General features: G+C 60.4%; 14 protein-coding genes. All 14 read left to right on the forward strand.

Features of this window, described 5'->3' with window-relative positions:
- Positions 1–16 precede the first annotated feature (16 nt).
- The 14 genes from ACVVH8_RS01920 to ACVVH8_RS01985 all read left to right on the forward strand — a co-directional run bounded on the left by ACVVH8_RS01920 (position 17) and on the right by ACVVH8_RS01985 (position 17,536).
- Entirely contained in the window at positions 17–985 is a 969-nt protein-coding gene (locus ACVVH8_RS01920; RefSeq protein WP_213027277.1) for an ABC transporter substrate-binding protein, read from the forward strand.
- Positions 986–1,055: 70 nt separating this feature from the next.
- Positions 1,056–1,907, forward strand: a complete 852-nt coding sequence (locus ACVVH8_RS01925; protein WP_007949591.1) for an ABC transporter permease — start codon at positions 1,056–1,058, stop codon at positions 1,905–1,907.
- On the forward strand, positions 1,904–2,734 hold the full coding sequence (locus ACVVH8_RS01930) for a quaternary amine ABC transporter ATP-binding protein (RefSeq protein ID WP_213027278.1): 831 nt from the start codon (positions 1,904–1,906) through the stop codon (positions 2,732–2,734). Before ACVVH8_RS01925 ends, ACVVH8_RS01930 begins: the two co-directional genes overlap by 4 nt.
- Positions 2,735–2,922: 188 nt before the next feature.
- A complete protein-coding gene (gene hutH / locus ACVVH8_RS01935) occupies positions 2,923–4,446 on the forward strand; it encodes a histidine ammonia-lyase (RefSeq protein ID WP_475228240.1) in 1,524 nt (507 codons plus the stop codon).
- A gap of 116 nt (positions 4,447–4,562) precedes the next feature.
- The gene (hutH, locus tag ACVVH8_RS01940; RefSeq protein WP_401303159.1) at positions 4,563–6,095 is read left to right on the forward strand and encodes a histidine ammonia-lyase; all 1,533 of its coding nucleotides are present in this window, start codon (positions 4,563–4,565) and stop codon (positions 6,093–6,095) included.
- Between the two features lie 136 nt (positions 6,096–6,231).
- The gene (gene hutI, locus ACVVH8_RS01945; RefSeq protein ID WP_475228242.1) at positions 6,232–7,437 is read left to right on the forward strand and encodes an imidazolonepropionase; all 1,206 of its coding nucleotides are present in this window, start codon (positions 6,232–6,234) and stop codon (positions 7,435–7,437) included.
- A 10-nt stretch (positions 7,438–7,447) separates the two neighbouring features.
- On the forward strand, positions 7,448–8,251 hold the full coding sequence (hutG, locus tag ACVVH8_RS01950; RefSeq protein WP_475228244.1) for an N-formylglutamate deformylase: 804 nt from the start codon (positions 7,448–7,450) through the stop codon (positions 8,249–8,251).
- 218 nt (positions 8,252–8,469) lie between these two features.
- Complete coding sequence (gene pip, locus ACVVH8_RS01955) at positions 8,470–9,441, forward strand: prolyl aminopeptidase (protein WP_103304228.1); 972 nt, start codon at positions 8,470–8,472, stop codon at positions 9,439–9,441.
- The gene (gene dtd, locus ACVVH8_RS01960) at positions 9,438–9,875 is read left to right on the forward strand and encodes a D-aminoacyl-tRNA deacylase (RefSeq protein ID WP_103304229.1); all 438 of its coding nucleotides are present in this window, start codon (positions 9,438–9,440) and stop codon (positions 9,873–9,875) included. The genes pip and dtd overlap by 4 nt, the downstream gene beginning before the upstream one ends.
- 305 nt (positions 9,876–10,180) lie before the next feature.
- On the forward strand, positions 10,181–11,965 hold the full coding sequence (locus ACVVH8_RS01965) for a glucan biosynthesis protein G (RefSeq protein ID WP_177431399.1): 1,785 nt from the start codon (positions 10,181–10,183) through the stop codon (positions 11,963–11,965).
- On the forward strand, positions 11,958–14,528 hold the full coding sequence (mdoH, locus tag ACVVH8_RS01970) for a glucans biosynthesis glucosyltransferase MdoH (protein WP_475228247.1): 2,571 nt from the start codon (positions 11,958–11,960) through the stop codon (positions 14,526–14,528). Before ACVVH8_RS01965 ends, mdoH begins: the two co-directional genes overlap by 8 nt.
- Positions 14,529–14,890: 362 nt before the next feature.
- Complete coding sequence (locus tag ACVVH8_RS01975) at positions 14,891–15,688, forward strand: transporter substrate-binding domain-containing protein (protein WP_103304231.1); 798 nt, start codon at positions 14,891–14,893, stop codon at positions 15,686–15,688.
- Between the two features lie 161 nt (positions 15,689–15,849).
- Entirely contained in the window at positions 15,850–16,809 is a 960-nt protein-coding gene (locus ACVVH8_RS01980; RefSeq protein ID WP_103304232.1) for an amino acid ABC transporter permease, read from the forward strand.
- Positions 16,802–17,536, forward strand: a complete 735-nt coding sequence (locus ACVVH8_RS01985; RefSeq protein WP_103304233.1) for an amino acid ABC transporter ATP-binding protein — start codon at positions 16,802–16,804, stop codon at positions 17,534–17,536. The genes ACVVH8_RS01980 and ACVVH8_RS01985 overlap by 8 nt, the downstream gene beginning before the upstream one ends.
- Positions 17,537–17,587: the final 51 nt, after the last annotated feature.

Below are 17,587 nucleotides of genomic sequence, written 5' to 3' on the forward strand. Positions count from 1 at the left end.
TAGGAGCGTCACGACAATGAAATCGAACAAGACCCTGCTGACCACTTTGCTTTCCATGGGCCTGCTCGCCAGTGCCGGTGCCACTCAGGCCGCCGGTTGGTGCGAATCGGGCAAACCGGTGAAATTCGCCGGGCTGAACTGGGAAAGCGGCATGCTGCTGACCGACGTTCTGCAAGTGGTCCTGGAAAAAGGTTACGACTGCAAGACCGACAGCCTGCCGGGCAACTCCATCACCATGGAGAACGCCCTGAGCAGCAACGATATTCAAGTGTTCGCCGAAGAATGGGTCGGCCGCAGCGAGGTCTGGAACAAGGCCGAGAAGGCCGGCAAAGTCGTCGGTGTCGGCGCGCCAGTGGTGGGCGCGGTGGAAGGCTGGTACGTGCCGCGCTACGTGATCGAGGGCGACGCCAAGCGCAAGCTTGAGCCGAAAGCGCCAGATCTGAAAAACATCGCTGATCTGGGCAAATACGCCGCCGTGTTCAAGGACGCCGAAGAGCCATCGAAAGGCCGTTTCTACAACTGCCCGGCCGGCTGGACCTGTGAGCTGGACAACAGCGAAATGCTCAAGAGCTACGGCCTCGAAAACAGCTACACCAACTTCCGTCCGGGCACAGGCCCGGCACTCGATGCGGCAGTGCTGTCGAGCTACAAGCGTGGCGAGCCGATCCTGTTCTACTACTGGTCGCCAACCCCGCTGATGGGCCAGGTTGATCTGGTCAAACTCGAAGAGAAACCCGGCGTCGACAAGACCGTGAGCATCAAGGTCGGCCTGTCCAAGACCTTCCACGACGAAGCCCCGGAACTGGTGGCCGTGCTGGAAAAGGTCAACCTGCCGATCGACCTGCTGAACCAGAACCTGGGACGCATGGCGAAGGAACGTATCGAGTCGCCAAAACTGGCGAAAATCTTCCTCAAGGAACATCCTGAGGTCTGGCACGCATGGGTGAGCGACGACGCAGCCAGGAAAATCGACGCGGCCTTGTAGGTTGAGTTTTGCCGACTGCTGGCAACAGCAGTCGGACGCTTGATCGCAACCCCTTGATTGAGAGTCTCTTATGTTTCCCGAAAGCTTTACCTTTTCCATCGCCGACTGGGTCAACGGTTGGGTCGATTCGCTGGTGACCAACTACGGTGATGTGTTCCGCCACATCTCCGACACCCTGCTCTGGGCCATCGTCAATCTCGAGGGCCTGCTGCGCGCCGCGCCGTGGTGGCTGATGCTGGCGATTGTCGGTGTCGTCGCCTGGCATGCCACGCGCAAAGTGGTGACCACCGCTGTCATCGTCGGTCTGCTGTTCCTCGTTGGCGCTGTCGGCCTGTGGGACAAACTCATGCAAACCCTGGCGCTGATGATGGTCGCGACGATCATTTCGGTGCTGATCGGCATCCCGCTGGGGATTCTCTCGGCGCGCAGCAATCGCTTGCGTTCGGTGCTGATGCCGCTGCTCGACATCATGCAGACCATGCCAAGTTTCGTGTACCTGATTCCCGTGCTGATGCTGTTCGGCCTGGGCAAGGTGCCGGCGATTTTCGCCACGGTGATCTACGCCGCACCGCCGCTGATCCGCCTGACCGATCTGGGCATTCGCCAGGTCGACGGCGAAGTCATGGAAGCGATCAATGCATTCGGCGCCAATCGCTGGCAGCAACTGTTTGGCGTGCAACTGCCGCTGGCCCTGCCGAGCATCATGGCCGGGATCAACCAGACCACCATGATGGCCCTGTCGATGGTGGTGATTGCCTCGATGATCGGTGCCCGTGGCCTGGGTGAAGATGTGTTGGTGGGCATTCAGACCCTCAACGTCGGACGCGGTCTTGAGGCCGGTCTGGCGATCGTGATTCTCGCAGTGGTCATCGACCGCATTACTCAGGCGTACGGTCGGCCACGGCATGAGGTGAGCAAATGAGCAACACAACCGTGAGCAAGATCGAAGTCAAAAACGTCTTCAAGATTTTCGGCAACCGCGCCAAGGACGCTCTGGCCATGGTTGGCCAAGGCAAGACCAAGGATCAGGTGCTGAGCGAAACCGGTTGTGTGGTCGGCGTCAACGACCTGTCGCTGAGCATCGGCACCGGTGAAATCTTCGTGATCATGGGCCTGTCCGGCTCCGGCAAATCGACGCTGGTGCGCCACTTCAATCGTCTGATCGACCCGACCAGCGGCGCGATTCTGGTCGACGGTGTGGACATCCTGCAATACGACATGGAAGCCCTGCGCGAATTTCGCCGGCACAAGATCAGCATGGTGTTCCAGAGCTTCGGCCTGCTGCCGCACAAGACCGTACTCGACAACGTTGCCTACGGCCTGAAGGTGCGCGGCGAGAGCAAGCAAATGTGCTCGGAGCGTGCGCTGCACTGGATCAACACCGTGGGCCTTAAAGGCTACGAAAACAAATACCCGCACCAGCTCTCCGGCGGCATGCGTCAGCGTGTCGGCCTGGCCCGCGCCTTGGCGGCGGACACCGACATCATCCTGATGGACGAAGCGTTCAGTGCGCTCGATCCGCTGATCCGCGCCGAGATGCAGGATCAGTTGCTGGAGCTGCAAAAGACTCTGCACAAGACCATCGTGTTCATCACCCACGACCTTGATGAGGCGGTGCGTATCGGCAATCGCATTGCGATTCTCAAGGATGGGCGGCTGATTCAGGTCGGTACTCCCCGGGAGATCCTGCATTCGCCGGCGGATGAGTACGTTGACCGGTTTGTGCAGCGGCGTGCTGCGGTGGTTTGATCTGAATAATGCATTGCACTGACTGGCCCCATCGCTGGCAAGCCAGCTCCCACAGGGATTGTGTGAGCCCTGAGGGCTGGCAGGCCCGATTTCTACAGAGATTGTGTGAACACTGGAGATCCTGTGGGAGCTGGCTTGCCAGCGATGGGGCCAGTGAAGCTGCATCAATATTACGGTTGAGGTTTTAGATGTCCCAGGCTGAAAAAATCATCATCACCGGCGCCCCCCTGCGTTGGCAGGACGTGGTCGCCGTCGCCCGTCACGGTGCACAACTTGAGCTGTCGAGCGACACCTGGGCGCGCATCGAAAACGCCCAAGGCATCGTCCAGCGCATCGTCGAAAGCGGCGAGCGCGCCTATGGCGTCAACACCGGCCTGGGCGGCTTGTCCAACGTCTCGCTGCAAGACGAACAACTCAGCCAGCTCTCGCGCAACACACTGCTCAGCCACGCCTGCGGCGTTGGCCCGGTACTGCCTGACGAGCAGACCCGCGCCATCATCTGCTCGGCGATCCACAACTACAGCCATGGCAAGTCCGGTATTCATCGGCGTGTCGTCGAAGCGTTGCTGGCTCTGCTCAATCGCGGCATCACCCCGCAAGTGCCGTCGCAAGGTTCGGTGGGTTACCTGACCCACATGGCGCACATCGGCATTACGCTGCTCGGAGTCGGCAACGTCAGCTATCGCGGGCAGATCACCTCTGCACAACAGGCGCTGGCCGAAGAAGGCCTGCAACCGGTGCAACTCGGTGCGAAGGACGGTTTGTGCCTGGTCAACGGCACACCATGCATGACCGGCCTCAGTTGTCTGGCAATTGCCGACGCCACGCGACTGGTGCAATGGGCCGACGTGATTGGTGCCATGAGCTTTGAGGCCCAGCGCGGTCAGATCGACGCGTTCGATGCCGAGATCATCGCCCTGAAACCACACCCGGGCATGCAGCACGTCGGCGTCAACCTGCGTGCGCTGCTCGATGGCAGTGAAGTGATTGCTTCGAGCAAAGGCATTCGCACTCAGGATGCGCTGAGCATTCGCTCGATCCCGCAGGTGCACGGCGCTGCACGCGATCAATTGGAACATGCGATCAAACAAGTCGAAGCCGAACTCAACGGCTGCACCGACAACCCGCTGTTGCTCGGTACGCCGGACAACTTCCGCGTCATGTCCCAAGCCAACCCGCACGGGCAATCGGTGGCGATGGCGGCGGACTTGCTGGCGATTGCCATGGCCGAAATCGGCTCGATTGCCGAGCGTCGTCTCGATCGCTTGGTGAACCCGCACGTCAGCGGTCTGCCGGCGTTTCTGGTGGCCAATCCGGGGGTGAACTCGGGGATGATGATCGTGCAATACGTCGCCGCGTCGCTGTGTGCGGAAAACCGCCAATTGGCGCAACCGGCGGTGCTCGACAACTACATCACCTCAGGCCTTCAGGAAGACCATCTGAGCATGGGCACCAACGCCGCGCTGAAGCTGCATCGCGCATTGGAAAACTGCACGCAGATCCTCGCCATCGAATATCTGCTGGCGGCGCAGGCGTTTGAATTCCTCAAGGAGCAACGCTTCGGCGCGGGCACTGACCGGGCGTGGCGACTGCTGCGCGAAACGGTCCCGGCCTACGATCAGGATCGCTGGCTGGCGCCGGATATCGCCGCCGCCGCAAGCGTTCTGAAAAACCCGAATTCGCTGCACAACGTATTACCGAATCTGCACTGACAATACCCATACCAGCGTGCCAAGGCGCGGATCGCTCAGAAGGCGAGAGGCGACGGATAACGGAATGCTCCGGAGCGACTGGTTGTTAATAACAAACTCTCAAAAGGAGCATTTAAATGACTGCGCTGAACCTGATCCCCGGCCAACTGAGCCTGGCCCAACTGCGTGACGTCTACCAGCACCCGGTCAAGCTGAGCCTCGACAACAGCGCCTCCGCGCAGATCGAGGCCAGCGTCGCTTGCGTTGAACAGATCCTCGCCGAGAACCGCACCGCCTACGGCATCAACACCGGTTTCGGCCTGCTGGCCTCGACCCGCATCGCCAGTGAAGACCTGGAAAACCTCCAGCGCTCGCTGGTGCTGTCCCACGCCGCCGGCGTTGGTCAACCGATCAGTGATGACCTGGTGCGGCTGATCATGGTGCTCAAGGTCAACAGCCTCAGCCGTGGTTTCTCCGGCATCCGCCGTGTGGTGATCGATGCGCTGATTGCACTGATCAACGCCGAGGTTTATCCGCACATTCCGCTGAAAGGTTCGGTCGGTGCCTCGGGTGATCTGGCGCCATTGGCGCACATGTCGCTGGTGCTGCTGGGCGAGGGCAAGGCGCGTTACAAGGGCGAGTGGATGGAAGCCACCGAAGCGCTGAAAGTCGCCGGTCTGACACCGCTGACACTGGCGGCGAAGGAAGGTTTGGCGCTGCTCAACGGCACGCAGGTTTCCACGGCATTTGCGCTGCGTGGTTTGTTTGAGGGTGAAGATCTGTTTGCCGGCGCGATTGCGCTGGGCGGTCTGACGGTCGAAGCGGTGCTGGGTTCGCGTTCGCCGTTCGATGCGCGGATCCACGCGGCTCGCGGCCAGAAAGGCCAGATCGATGCTGCCGCTGCCTACCGCGATCTGCTCGGCGAGCGCAGCGAAGTCTCCGACTCGCACCAGAACTGCGAAAAGGTTCAGGATCCGTACTCGCTGCGCTGTCAGCCACAAGTCATGGGCGCGTGCCTGACCCAGTTCCGCCAGGCTGCCGAAGTACTGGCCGTTGAAGCCAACGCCGTGTCGGATAACCCGTTGGTGTTTGCCGCCGAAGGCGATGTGATTTCCGGCGGCAACTTCCACGCCGAACCGGTGGCCATGGCGGCTGACAACATGGCCCTGGCCATCGCCGAAATCGGCTCGCTGAGTGAGCGCCGCATCTCGCTGATGATGGACAAACACATGTCGCAACTGCCGCCGTTCCTGGTGGCCAATGGCGGCGTGAACTCTGGTTTCATGATTGCGCAGGTGACTGCAGCAGCACTGGCCAGCGAGAACAAGGCGCTGTCCCATCCACATTCGGTGGACAGTTTGCCGACTTCGGCCAACCAGGAAGACCACGTGTCGATGGCCCCGGCGGCAGGCAAGCGTCTGTGGGAAATGGCCGAGAACACCCGCGGGATTCTCGCGGTGGAATGGTTGGCGGCGGTGCAGGGGCTGGATCTGCGTAATGGTCTGAAAACCTCGGCCAAGCTGGAAAAGGCCCGGGCGATTCTGCGTAAGGAAGTGCCGTTCTATGAGAAGGACCGCTTCTTTGCGCCGGACATTAATGCGGCGACTGAGCTGTTGGCGTCGCGGTGCCTGACCGAGCTGGTTCCGGCGAAATTGCTGCCTAGCCTTTAACCCTACCCACTGATCGTTCCCACGCTCTGCGTGGGCATGCCTCAAGGGACGCTCCGCGTCCAGTGACGCGGAGCGTCACGGGCTGCATTCCCACGCAGAGCGTGGGAACGATCATCAATCCAAACGGAGGCCAACAGTGAAAACCCTCTGGCAACACTGCCACGTCGCAACCATGGCGCGAGGCGTCTACTCGATCATCGAAGACGCGGCCATCGTGACGTCCGGTGCGCTCATCGAGTGGATCGGCCCGCGCAATCAATTGCCCTCCGGCGAATACCCGGCGGTCAATGACCTGCAAGGTGCGTGGGTCACCCCCGGTCTGATCGACTGCCACACCCATACGGTGTTCGGCGGCAACCGCAGCGGCGAATTCGAAAAGCGCCTGCAAGGCGTCAGCTATGCCGAGATCGCCGCGCAGGGTGGCGGCATCGCCAGCACCGTGCGCGCGACTCGCGAAGCGACTGAAGACGAGCTGTTCGCCAGCGCCGCCAAGCGTCTGAAAAGCCTGATGCGCGACGGCGTGACCACAGTCGAAATGAAGTCCGGCTACGGCCTCGATCTGGCCAACGAACGCAAGATCCTCCGAGTGATTCGTCGCTTGGAAAAAGAGCTGCCGATCAGCGTGCGCAGCACCTGTCTGGCCGCTCACGCGTTGCCACCGGAATACAAGGATCGCGCTGACGATTACATCGATCTGATCTGCACCGAGATGCTGCCGGCATTGGCCGCCGAAGGGCTGGTCGATGCGGTGGATGCGTTCTGCGAATATCTGGCGTTCTCGCCGGATCAGGTCGAACGTGTGTTTATCGCTGCACAGAAACTCGGTCTGCCGGTGAAGCTGCACGCCGAACAACTGTCATCGCTGCATGGCTCCAGCCTCGCCGCACGCTACAAGGCGCTGTCCGCCGATCACCTGGAGTTCATGGATGAGGCCGACGCCATCGCCATGGCCGAATCCGACACCATCGCGGTGTTACTGCCGGGGGCGTTCTACTTTCTGCGTGAAACCCAACTCCCGCCGATGGACGCCTTGCGCAAACACAAAGTCAAAATCGCCATCGCCAGCGACCTCAACCCCGGCACCTCGCCGGCGCTGTCGTTGCGCCTGATGCTCAACATGGCTTGCACCTGTTTCCGCATGACCCCGGAAGAAGCCTTGGCCGGTGCGACGATTCACGCCGCGCAAGCGCTGGGCATGGCTGATACCCACGGTTCGCTGGAAGTCGGCAAGGTCGCGGATTTTGTTGCCTGGCACATCGATCGTCCGGCGGATCTGGCTTATTGGCTCGGTGGTGATCTGGACAAACGCGTCGTGCGTCACGGCGTTGAATCAAGTCTGTAGGAGAGCGGTTGTGGATAAGGTTCTGAACTTCAAACAAGGTCGCGTGCCGCTGCTGATCAGCATGCCTCACGCGGGTCTGCGTCTGACGCCTGCGGTCGAGGCCGGGCTGATCGCGGACGCGAAAAGCCTGCCGGACACTGACTGGCATATTCCGCAGCTTTACGATTTCGCCCAAGAGCTGGGCGCCAGCACCCTGGCTGCCGAATATTCGCGTTTCGTCATCGACCTGAATCGTCCGTCCGACGACAAGCCGCTGTACGTCGGCGCCACCACCGGGTTGTACCCGGCGACCTTGTTCGATGGCATCCCGCTGTTCAAGGAAGGGTTGGAGCCTTCGAAAGAAGAGCGCGCGACGTATCTGGAACAGATCTGGACGCCGTATCACCGCACCTTGCAGGAAGAGTTGGCGCGGCTGAAGGCTGAGTTTGGCTACGCGCTGCTGTTCGATGCGCATTCGATCCGCTCGATCATCCCGCACCTGTTCGAAGGCAAGCTGCCGGACTTCAACCTCGGTACCTTCAACGGTGCCAGTTGCGATCCACAGTTGGCCACGCAACTGGAAGCGATCTGCGCCCGTCACGACGATTACAGCTATGTGCTCAACGGGCGCTTCAAGGGCGGCCATATCACCCGTCATTACGGCAACCCGGCCGAGAACATTCACGCTGTGCAACTGGAACTGGGCCAGTGCACGTATATGGAAGAGTTCGAACCGTTCCGCTATCGCCCTGACCTGGCCGAGCCGACGCGGGTGGTACTCAAGGAACTGCTGCAGCACTTCATCACCTGGGGCGAAAAACACCACAACGCCTGATCCACCCACTGTAGGAGCTGCCGCAGGCAGCAATCTTTTAATTGATCGTTCCCACGCTCTGCGTGGGAACGATCAGTCAAAACATCGCAGCCTGGCAGGCGCAGGTTTTGATTCATGCCCAGGAGCATGCTCATTGACGTAAATCGGGTTTATGATGCCCAACGGCAGAATAATAGAAGTCCCCCCAGGGATGACCTCGACCCCTTACGGAGCGCGCAATGCAGACTTTGTTTCCGCAGATCAAACCTCACGCCCGGCACGATCTGGCTGTCGACGACACCCATACGCTGTACGTCGACGAAAGCGGTTCGCCGGAGGGTTTGCCGGTGGTGTTCATCCACGGCGGTCCCGGCGCCGGTTGCGACGCGCAAAGCCGTCGCTATTTCGATCCGAACCTGTATCGCATTGTCACCTTCGACCAGCGCGGTTGCGGCCGCTCAACCCCGCACGCCAGCCTGGAAAACAACACCACCTGGGATCTGGTCGCCGACCTTGAGCGCATCCGCAAACATCTGGGCATCGATAAATGGGTGCTGTTTGGCGGCTCGTGGGGTTCGACCCTGGCGCTGGCCTATGCGCAAACTCACCCGGAGCGTGTGCATGGCCTGATCCTGCGTGGGATCTTTCTCTGCCGTCCGCAGGAAATCGAATGGTTCTACCAGGCTGGTGCCAGCCGTCTGTTCCCCGATTACTGGCAGGACTACATCGCACCGATTCCGTTGGACGAGCGCGATGATCTGCTCAGCGCGTTCCACAAACGGCTGACCGGCAACGACCAGATCGCCCAAATGCACGCCGCCAAGGCCTGGTCGACCTGGGAAGGGCGCACTGCGACCCTGCGGCCGAACCCGCTGGTGGTCGATCGTTTCTCCGAACCGCAACGCGCATTGTCGATTGCGCGGATCGAATGCCACTACTTCACCAACAATGCGTTCCTTGAGCCGAATCAACTGATTCGCGACATGGGCAAGATTGCTCACCTGCCGGGCGTGATCATTCACGGCCGTTACGATGTGATCTGCCCGCTCGACAATGCCTGGGAATTGCACCAGGCCTGGCCGAACAGTGAGCTGCAGGTCATTCGCGATGCCGGCCATGCCGCGTCCGAACCGGGTATCACCGATGCGTTGGTGCGTGCGGCCGGCCAAATGGCCCGGCGCCTGCTCGACTTGCCGCCCGAAGAAGCATGAAGGGGCTTTTACAGCGCGTACGCGGTGCGCGGGTTGAAGTGGCGGGAGAGGTGGTTGGCGCGGTAGACCAGGGTTTGCTGGTGCTGGTGGCGGTCGAACCCGACGACACGCGTGCCAGCGCCGACAAACTTCTGCATAAGCTGCTTAACTATCGTGTATTCAGCGACGCCGAGGGCAAGATGAATTTGTCCCTGGCGGATGTTGGTGGCGGGTTGCTGCTGGTCTCTCAGTTCACCCTGGCTGCCGACACCAAAAGCGGGTTACGCCCAAGCTTTTCCACCGCGGCGCCACCGGCCCTTGGCGAGGAATTGTTCGACTATCTATTAGGCAAAGCGAAACAGGTGCATGGCACTGTGGCATCAGGTAGATTCGGCGCCGATATGCAGGTGCATTTGGTCAACGATGGCCCGGTTACCTTTTTGTTACAGACCTGAAAGCGCCTGAAACACCTTTTTAGGAAATTTCGACTGTTTTTAGGGTGTTTTCGCGATAAATACTTTGTTACCCCTGATGCGTTGTCATGCGGGCTACTAGATAATCGCGCGCTACGGGGATCAGCGTTCGTTGGTCCATTTTGACTTAGGTAGAGACTTGTCCGGATCCGATTGGGGAATCATTTTGCCCCAGCGGAGTCGGAACAATGCTCGCCAACCTGGCATATAGATAGCTGGCCGTTGGTTTATTGATCTGTTTTCGGCGAGGGTTGCTCGTGATTGTTAGTCCCTGTAATGCAGCAAAAATGTCTGCCAAACGCATGCGAAGTGCCCTGGTAGCGGGTTCGGCGCTCCTGTGCCTGCTCAGCGCCGGTCAGCTTTGGGCGTTCAATCTTGACGATGTATCGACCAAGGCCAAAGAGCTGGCCGGGCAGAAATTCGAAGCCCCGCGCAGCAACCTGCCGAACGAATTCCGCGACATGAAGTTCGCGGACTATCAGAAAATCCGCTTCCTCACCGAAAAGGCTGAGTGGGCTGATCAGAAGACCCCGTTCAAACTGTCCTTCTATCACCAGGGTATGCACTTCGATACACCGGTGAAAATCAACGAAATCACCGCGAACACCGTCGAAGAGATCAAATATGATCCGACGCGCTTCGATTTCGGCGACCTGAAATTCGATCCGAAAGCTACCGAACAACTGGGTTATGCCGGTTTCCGTGTGCTGTATCCGATCAACAAGGCCGACAAGCAAGACGAAATCATGACCATGCTCGGCGCGAGTTACTTCCGCGTTGTCGGCAAGGGCCATACCTACGGCCTCTCGGCGCGTGGTCTGGCGATTGATACCGCGCTGCCATCGGGCGAAGAATTCCCGCGTTTCCGCGAGTTCTGGATTCAACAGCCGAAGCCGGGCGACAAGCATCTGGTAATTTTCGCGCTGCTCGACTCGCCGCGCGCTACCGGTGCCTATCGTCTTATCCTGCGTCCGGGCAGCGACACCATTGTTGACGTCAAGGCGCAGGTGTTCCTGCGTGACAAGGTCGGCAAACTGGGCATCGCGCCGCTGACCAGCATGTTCCTGTTCGGCGCCAACCAGCCGTCGAAAGTCCTCAACTATCGTCGTGAACTGCACGACTCCAGTGGTCTGTCGATCCATGCCGGTAACGGCGAGTGGATCTGGCGTCCGCTGAACAACCCGAAACACTTGGCCGTGAGCAACTTCAGCGTCGAGAACCCGCGTGGTTTCGGTCTGCTGCAACGTGGCCGCGACTTCAGCCACTATGAAGACCTCGACGACCGCTACGACAAGCGCCCAAGCGCCTGGATCGAGCCGAAGGGCGAGTGGGGCAAGGGCACTGTTGATCTGGTAGAAATTCCGACCGCCGACGAAACCAACGACAACATCGTTGCGTTCTGGAGCCCGGAAACCATGCCGGAACCAGGCAAGCCGCTGGATTTCGCCTACCGCCTGCACTGGACCATGGACGAAGCGGCGATTCACGCGCCGGATAGCGCGTGGGTTTCGCAGACCCTGCGTTCGACCGGTGACGTCAAGCAGTCGAACCTGATCCGTCAGCCGGATGGCAGCGTTGCCTACCTGGTCGACTTCGAAGGTCCATCGCTGGCGGCGCTGACCCCGGACGCCGACGTTCGCAGCCAGGTCAGTGTTGGCGACAACGCCGAGCTGGTTGAAAACAGCGTGCGCTACAACCCGGAAACCAAGGGCTGGCGTTTGACCCTGCGGATGAAAATCAAGGACGCGAGCAAGTCGACCGAGATGCGTGCCGCACTGGTACAGCCTGTCGTGACCGCCGATCTCGCCAAGTCTTCGGTGCCGGCGTCCAATTCGTCCGTCGCCAAGGCCGACAAGGTCGCCGCCAAGCAACAAGAGAAACTCGACAAGGAAGCCAAGGCCGCCGAGGCCAAACAGGCTGACGCCAAGCCAGTAGCAGATGCCAAGGACAAGGCCAACAAAGACGCCAAGCAGCCAGCGGCTGCGGACGCGGCCCCAGCCACACCGGAATCGGCACCGACTGAAGAAGTCCTGACCGAGACCTGGAGCTATCAGTTGCCTGCCGATGAGTAACTCTCAAGTACAGCCAGAGACTCTGTCCGAGTACCTGGCGCATCTGCCGATGACCGACGAGCAGCGCGCGGAACTCGCGGGCTGCCAGTCGTTCAGCGAGCTGCACCAACGCTTGTCGTCCTCGACGTTCGACGCCCCTGCCGAAGCCGCCCAGGCTTCGGTGGGCAAGCGCCTGACCCTGAGCACCGCCGAAGAGCTTGAAGACGCGGAGATGCTGGTGCTCGACGCCAGCGGTCGCGTCAGCATGAAGGCGACGCCGCCGATCCGTCGGACCAAAGTCGTGCCGGAGCCATGGCGCACCAATATTCTGGTGCGTGGCTGGCGCCGACTGACCGGTCGCACCAACCCGCCGCAGCCGCCGAAGGACGAGAACGTCCTGCCGGCCGCGCGCTGGCGCACCGTCGGTTCGATCCGCCGCTACATTCTGTTGCTGCTGATGCTCGGCCAGACCATCGTCGCCGGTTGGTACATGAAAGGCATCATGCCGTACCAGGGCTGGTCGTTCGTCGATCTCGACGAAGTCTTGCATCAACCGCTGCTGCAAACTGCCACGCAAGTGCTGCCGTATGCGCTGCAAACCAGCATCCTGATTCTGTTCGGGATTCTGTTCTGCTGGGTCTCGGCCGGTTTCTGGACCGCGCTGATGGGCTTCCTCGAGTTGCTCACCGGTCACGATAAATACCGCATCTCCGGCAAAAGCGCCGGCAACGAGCCGATTGCCAAAGACGCGCGTACCGCTCTGGTGATGCCGATCTGCAACGAAGACGTGCCGCGTGTGTTCGCCGGTCTGCGGGCAACGTTCGAATCGGTTGCCGCCACCGGTGATCTGGATCGCTTCGACTTCTTCGTGTTGAGTGACAGTAACGACACTGACATCTGCGTGGCCGAGCAACAGGCCTGGCTTGACGTCTGCCGTGAAGCCAAAGGCTTCGGCAAGATCTTCTATCGTCGTCGTCGCCGTCGGGTTAAACGCAAGAGCGGCAACCTCGACGACTTCTGCCGTCGTTGGGGCGGTGACTACAAGTACATGGTTGTGCTCGACGCCGACTCGGTGATGAGCGGCGAGTGCCTGACCAGTCTGGTGCGCCTGATGGAAGCCACGCCGGACGCCGGGATCATCCAGACCGCGCCGCGTGCGTCGGGCATGGACACCCTGTATGCACGCATGCAGCAGTTCGCCACCCGCGTATACGGCCCGCTGTTTACCGCCGGTCTGCACTTCTGGCAGTTGGGTGAATCCCACTACTGGGGTCACAACGCGATCATCCGCATGAAGCCGTTCATCGACCACTGCGCCTTGGCGCCGTTGCCGGGTAAAGGTGCGTTCTCCGGTGCGATCCTGTCTCACGACTTCGTTGAAGCCGCGCTGATGCGTCGTGCCGGTTGGGGCGTGTGGATTGCCTACGACCTGCCGGGCAGCTACGAAGAACTGCCGCCGAACCTGCTCGACGAACTCAAGCGTGACCGTCGCTGGTGCCACGGCAACCTGATGAACTTCCGTCTGTTCCTGGTCAAAGGCATGCACCCGGTGCACCGTGCGGTATTCCTCACCGGTGTGATGTCTTACCTGTCGGCGCCGTTGTGGTTCTTCTTCCTGGTGCTGTCGACCGCGCTGTTGGCGGTGAACACGCTGATGGAGCCGCAGTACTTCCTTGAGCCGCGTCAGCTCTATCCGTTGTGGCCACAATGGCACCCGGACAAGGCGATCGCGCTGTTCTCGACGACCATCGTGCTGCTGTTCCTGCCGAAACTGTTGAGCATCATCCTGATCTGGGCCAAGGGCGCGAAAGAGTTCGGCGGCAAGTTCAAGGTGACTCTGTCGATGCTGCTGGAGATGCTGTTCTCCATGCTGCTGGCGCCGGTGCGGATGATTTTCCACACCCGTTTCGTCCTCGCCGCGTTCCTCGGCTGGGCCGCAACCTGGAATTCGCCGCAACGTGACGACGACTCGACGCCATGGAGCGAAGCGGTCAAGCGCCACGGCCCGCAAACCTTGCTGGGTTTCTGCTGGGCGCTGCTGGTGATCTGGCTGAACCCGAGCTTCCTGTGGTGGCTGGTGCCGATCGTCGGTTCGCTGATGCTGTCGATTCCGGTGTCGGTGATTTCCAGCCGAGTCGGTCTGGGCCTCAAATCCCGTGACGAGAGCCTGTTTCTCATCCCCGAGGAATACAATCCGCCACAGGCGCTGCTGGCGACCGATCAGTACACCCATGAAAATCGTTACCACGCGCTGAACGACGGTTTTGTCCGCGCGGTGGTCGATCCGCAGCAGAACGCCTTGGCGTGCTCGCTGGCGACTTCCCGTCACGGTCAGGCCGAGCCGATCGAGTGGCTGCGTCAGGAACGTGTTCGTCACGCCCTGAAGGTCGGTCCGGCAGCGCTGAGCAACCATGATCGCCTGCAATTGCTGAGCGATCCGGTGGCGTTGGCGCGCCTGCACGAGCAGGTTTGGGCGGAAGGTCACGCTGAGTGGCTGGATGCATGGCGGGCTTCGGTGAAAGCTGATCCGCATGCGCCGCTGCTGCCGTTGCGACCGCTGAGCATGCAGGCTCAACCGGCCTGATGAAGAAACCCCGCTAATTAGCGGGGTTTTTTTATGGCGCTGAAAAAGAGCCCCTCACCCTAGCCCTCTCCCGGGGGGAGAGGGGACTGACCAAATTGGATGTGCGAGTTACGCCGACTTGAGATATCGAGCCGAACTCAGGTATTGAATATTCTCCGATCTGCTCCCTTTCCCCCTCGCCCCCTTGGGGGAGAGGGCTGGGGTGAGGGGGAGCGATCTTGATTGTTAAACAAATCGTCCATTAACCCTTGTGCAAAAGAACGAGTGCGTTAGCATCCGTCCCCGAATTGGCGCACCCGGGCAATCTTGCCCGCCTCTGTTGGTTTTCGCGCCGCAAACGCAATGGTTTTGGGGACTTGAAGATGAAGAAGTATCTGTCGATGCTGCTGGTCGGCGTCACGGCACTGGTTGCAGTCAATGCGGCGCACGCTGGCGCAATCGATGACGCGGTCAAGCGCGGCACCTTGAAAGTCGGCATGGATCCGACCTACATGCCGTTCGAAATGACCAACAAGCGCGGCGAAATCATCGGTTTCGAAGTCGACATCCTCAAAGCCATGACCAAGGCCATGGGCGTCAAGCTGGAGCTGGTCTCCACCGGTTACGACGGGATCATCCCGGCGCTGATGACCGACAAGTTCGACATGATCGGCAGCGGCATGACCCTGACCCAGGAACGCAACCTGCGCCTGAACTTCAGCGAACCGTTCATCGTTGTCGGCCAGACCCTGCTGATCCGCAAGGAGCTGGAAGGCACCATCAAGTCCTATAAAGACCTGAACACCGCCGACTACCGCATCACCTCCAAACTCGGCACCACCGGTGAGATGGTCGCCAAGAAGCTGATCGCCAAAGCCAAGTACCACGGCTACGACAACGAGCAGGAAGCCGTGCTCGACGTGGTCAACGGCAAGGCTGATGCCTTCATCTACGACGCGCCGTACAACGTTGTGGCGGTGAACAAGGTCGGTGCCGGCAAGCTGGTGTTCCTCGACAAACCGTTCACCTACGAACCTTTGGCCTTCGGCTTGAAGAAGGGTGACTACGACAGCATCAACTTCATCAACAACTTCCTGCACCAGATCCACGAAGACGGCACCTACGATCGCATCCATGACAAGTGGTTCAAGAGCACCGAGTGGCTCAAGGACATGGAATAACACTCGGTCAGTTAGACCGAGTCGCCTCAATCGCGGGCAAGCCCGCTCCCACAGGTTTAGCGGCGAACACAAAATTTATGTTCACCGCTAAACCTGTGGGAGCGGGCTTGCCCGCGATGAGGCCCTTCCAGGCGACACAGAATTCGGAAACTGTAAAACAGATGAAACATAAAAAAGCCCAATGGCCTTGGCACGTCCTCACCGTGCTGGTGCTGATCGGCCTGGCTGGCGCGTTGTACTACGCGACGTCGCTGATGTCCTACGAATGGCGCTGGAACCGTGTGCCGCAGTATTTCGCCTATCAGGCCGAGGAAACCCAGCGCGCCGCCGACATTTCCACCGTCAGCGAACTGGTGCGCAAGGGCGGCAGCGCGCAGGTCACCCTGCGCAACGACGCCGGTGACGAACAGCATCTGACCGTCGACGAAAACAGCCTGCAATTCGCTCAGGGCGACGATGTCGCGGAAGGCGACGTCGTGGGTGTGACCCGGCATTGGGCCGCAGGACCGCTGCTGTGGGGGCTGTGGACGACGCTTTGGCTGTCGGTGGTCTCCGGGATTCTGGGGCTGCTGATCGGTCTGGTCACCGGGCTTTGCCGCTTGTCGAGCAACCCGACCCTGCGCGACCTGTCGAGCATCTACGTTGAGCTGGTACGCGGCACGCCGCTGCTGGTGCAGATTTTCATTTTCTACTTCTTCATCGGCACGGTGATGAACCTGTCCCGCGAGTTCGCCGGGATCGCCGCGCTGTCGCTGTTCACCGGTGCTTATGTGGCGGAGATCATCCGTTCCGGTGTGCAGTCGATTGCACGAGGCCAGAACGAAGCCGCCCGTTCGCTCGGTCTGAGTGCCGGTCAATCGATGCGCCACGTGGTGCTGCCGCAAGCATTCAAACGCGTGCTGCCGCCGCTGGCCGGGCAGTTCATCAGTCTGGTCAAGGACACCTCGCTGGTGTCGGTGATCGCGATTACCGAGCTGCTGAAAAGCGGTCGTGAAGTCATCACTACTTCGTTCTCGCCGTTCGAGATTCTGTTCTGCGTCGCCGGTCTGTACCTGTTGATCAACCTGCCGCTGTCGAAAATCGCCAGCCGGCTTGAGCGGAGGCTCGCGCAAAGTGATTGAAGTCCGCGATCTGGTAAAAGTCTTCGACACCCGTGGCCAGGTGGTTCGGGCTGTGGATAACGTCACCACCTCAGTCGCCAAGGGCGAAGTGCTGGTGGTGATCGGCCCGTCCGGTTCCGGCAAATCGACCTTCCTGCGCTGCCTCAATGGCCTGGAAGAGTTTGACTCCGGCTCGGTGAGCATCGACGGCCTGCAACTGGCCGACCCGAAAACCGACGTCAACGCCTACCGCCGCGAAGTCGGCATGGTGTTCCAGCATTTCAACCTGTTCCCGCACATGACCGTGCTGGAAAACCTCTGTCTGGCGCAGAAAGTCGTGCGCAAGCGCGGCAAGAAAGAGCGTGAAGCCAAGGCCATGGAGTTGCTGAAAAAGGTCGGTATTGCGCAGAAGGCCAACGAGTTTCCGTCACGCCTGTCCGGCGGTCAGCAGCAGCGCGTGGCGATTGCCCGGGCGCTGGCGATGGAGCCGAAGGTCATGCTGTTCGATGAGCCGACTTCGGCGCTCGACCCGGAAATGGTCGGCGAGGTGCTGGATGTGATGAAAAACCTGGCCGTGGAAGGCATGACCATGGTCTGCGTCACCCACGAGATGGGCTTCGCCCGGGAAGTGGCGGATCGGGTGTTGTTCTTCGATCACGGCAAACTGCTCGAAGATGCCTCGCCCGCTGAGTTCTTTGATGCGCCGAAGGATCCGCGGGCTCAGGCGTTCTTGCGTCAGGTTCTGTAACTGATCGTTCCCACGCTCTGCGTGGGAACGCCGCCCGGGACGCTCCGCGTC

Source organism: Pseudomonas trutticola BRTCR10 (assembly GCF_056155105.1).

What these genes read in the sequence shown, in the direction of transcription:
- ACVVH8_RS01920 (WP_213027277.1), top strand. Translation starts at nt 17, where the DNA reads ATGAAATCGAACAAGACCCTGCTGACCACTTTGCTTTCCATGGGCCTG.
- ACVVH8_RS01925 (WP_007949591.1), top strand. Translation starts at nt 1,056, where the DNA reads ATGTTTCCCGAAAGCTTTACCTTTTCCATCGCCGACTGGGTCAACGGT.
- ACVVH8_RS01930 (WP_213027278.1), top strand. Translation starts at nt 1,904, where the DNA reads ATGAGCAACACAACCGTGAGCAAGATCGAAGTCAAAAACGTCTTCAAG.
- hutH (WP_475228240.1), top strand. Translation starts at nt 2,923, where the DNA reads ATGTCCCAGGCTGAAAAAATCATCATCACCGGCGCCCCCCTGCGTTGG.
- hutH (WP_401303159.1), top strand. Translation starts at nt 4,563, where the DNA reads ATGACTGCGCTGAACCTGATCCCCGGCCAACTGAGCCTGGCCCAACTG.
- pip (WP_103304228.1), top strand. Translation starts at nt 8,470, where the DNA reads ATGCAGACTTTGTTTCCGCAGATCAAACCTCACGCCCGGCACGATCTG.
- dtd (WP_103304229.1), top strand. Translation starts at nt 9,438, where the DNA reads ATGAAGGGGCTTTTACAGCGCGTACGCGGTGCGCGGGTTGAAGTGGCG.
- ACVVH8_RS01965 (WP_177431399.1), top strand. Translation starts at nt 10,181, where the DNA reads ATGTCTGCCAAACGCATGCGAAGTGCCCTGGTAGCGGGTTCGGCGCTC.
- mdoH (WP_475228247.1), top strand. Translation starts at nt 11,958, where the DNA reads ATGAGTAACTCTCAAGTACAGCCAGAGACTCTGTCCGAGTACCTGGCG.
- ACVVH8_RS01975 (WP_103304231.1), top strand. Translation starts at nt 14,891, where the DNA reads ATGAAGAAGTATCTGTCGATGCTGCTGGTCGGCGTCACGGCACTGGTT.
- ACVVH8_RS01980 (WP_103304232.1), top strand. Translation starts at nt 15,850, where the DNA reads ATGAAACATAAAAAAGCCCAATGGCCTTGGCACGTCCTCACCGTGCTG.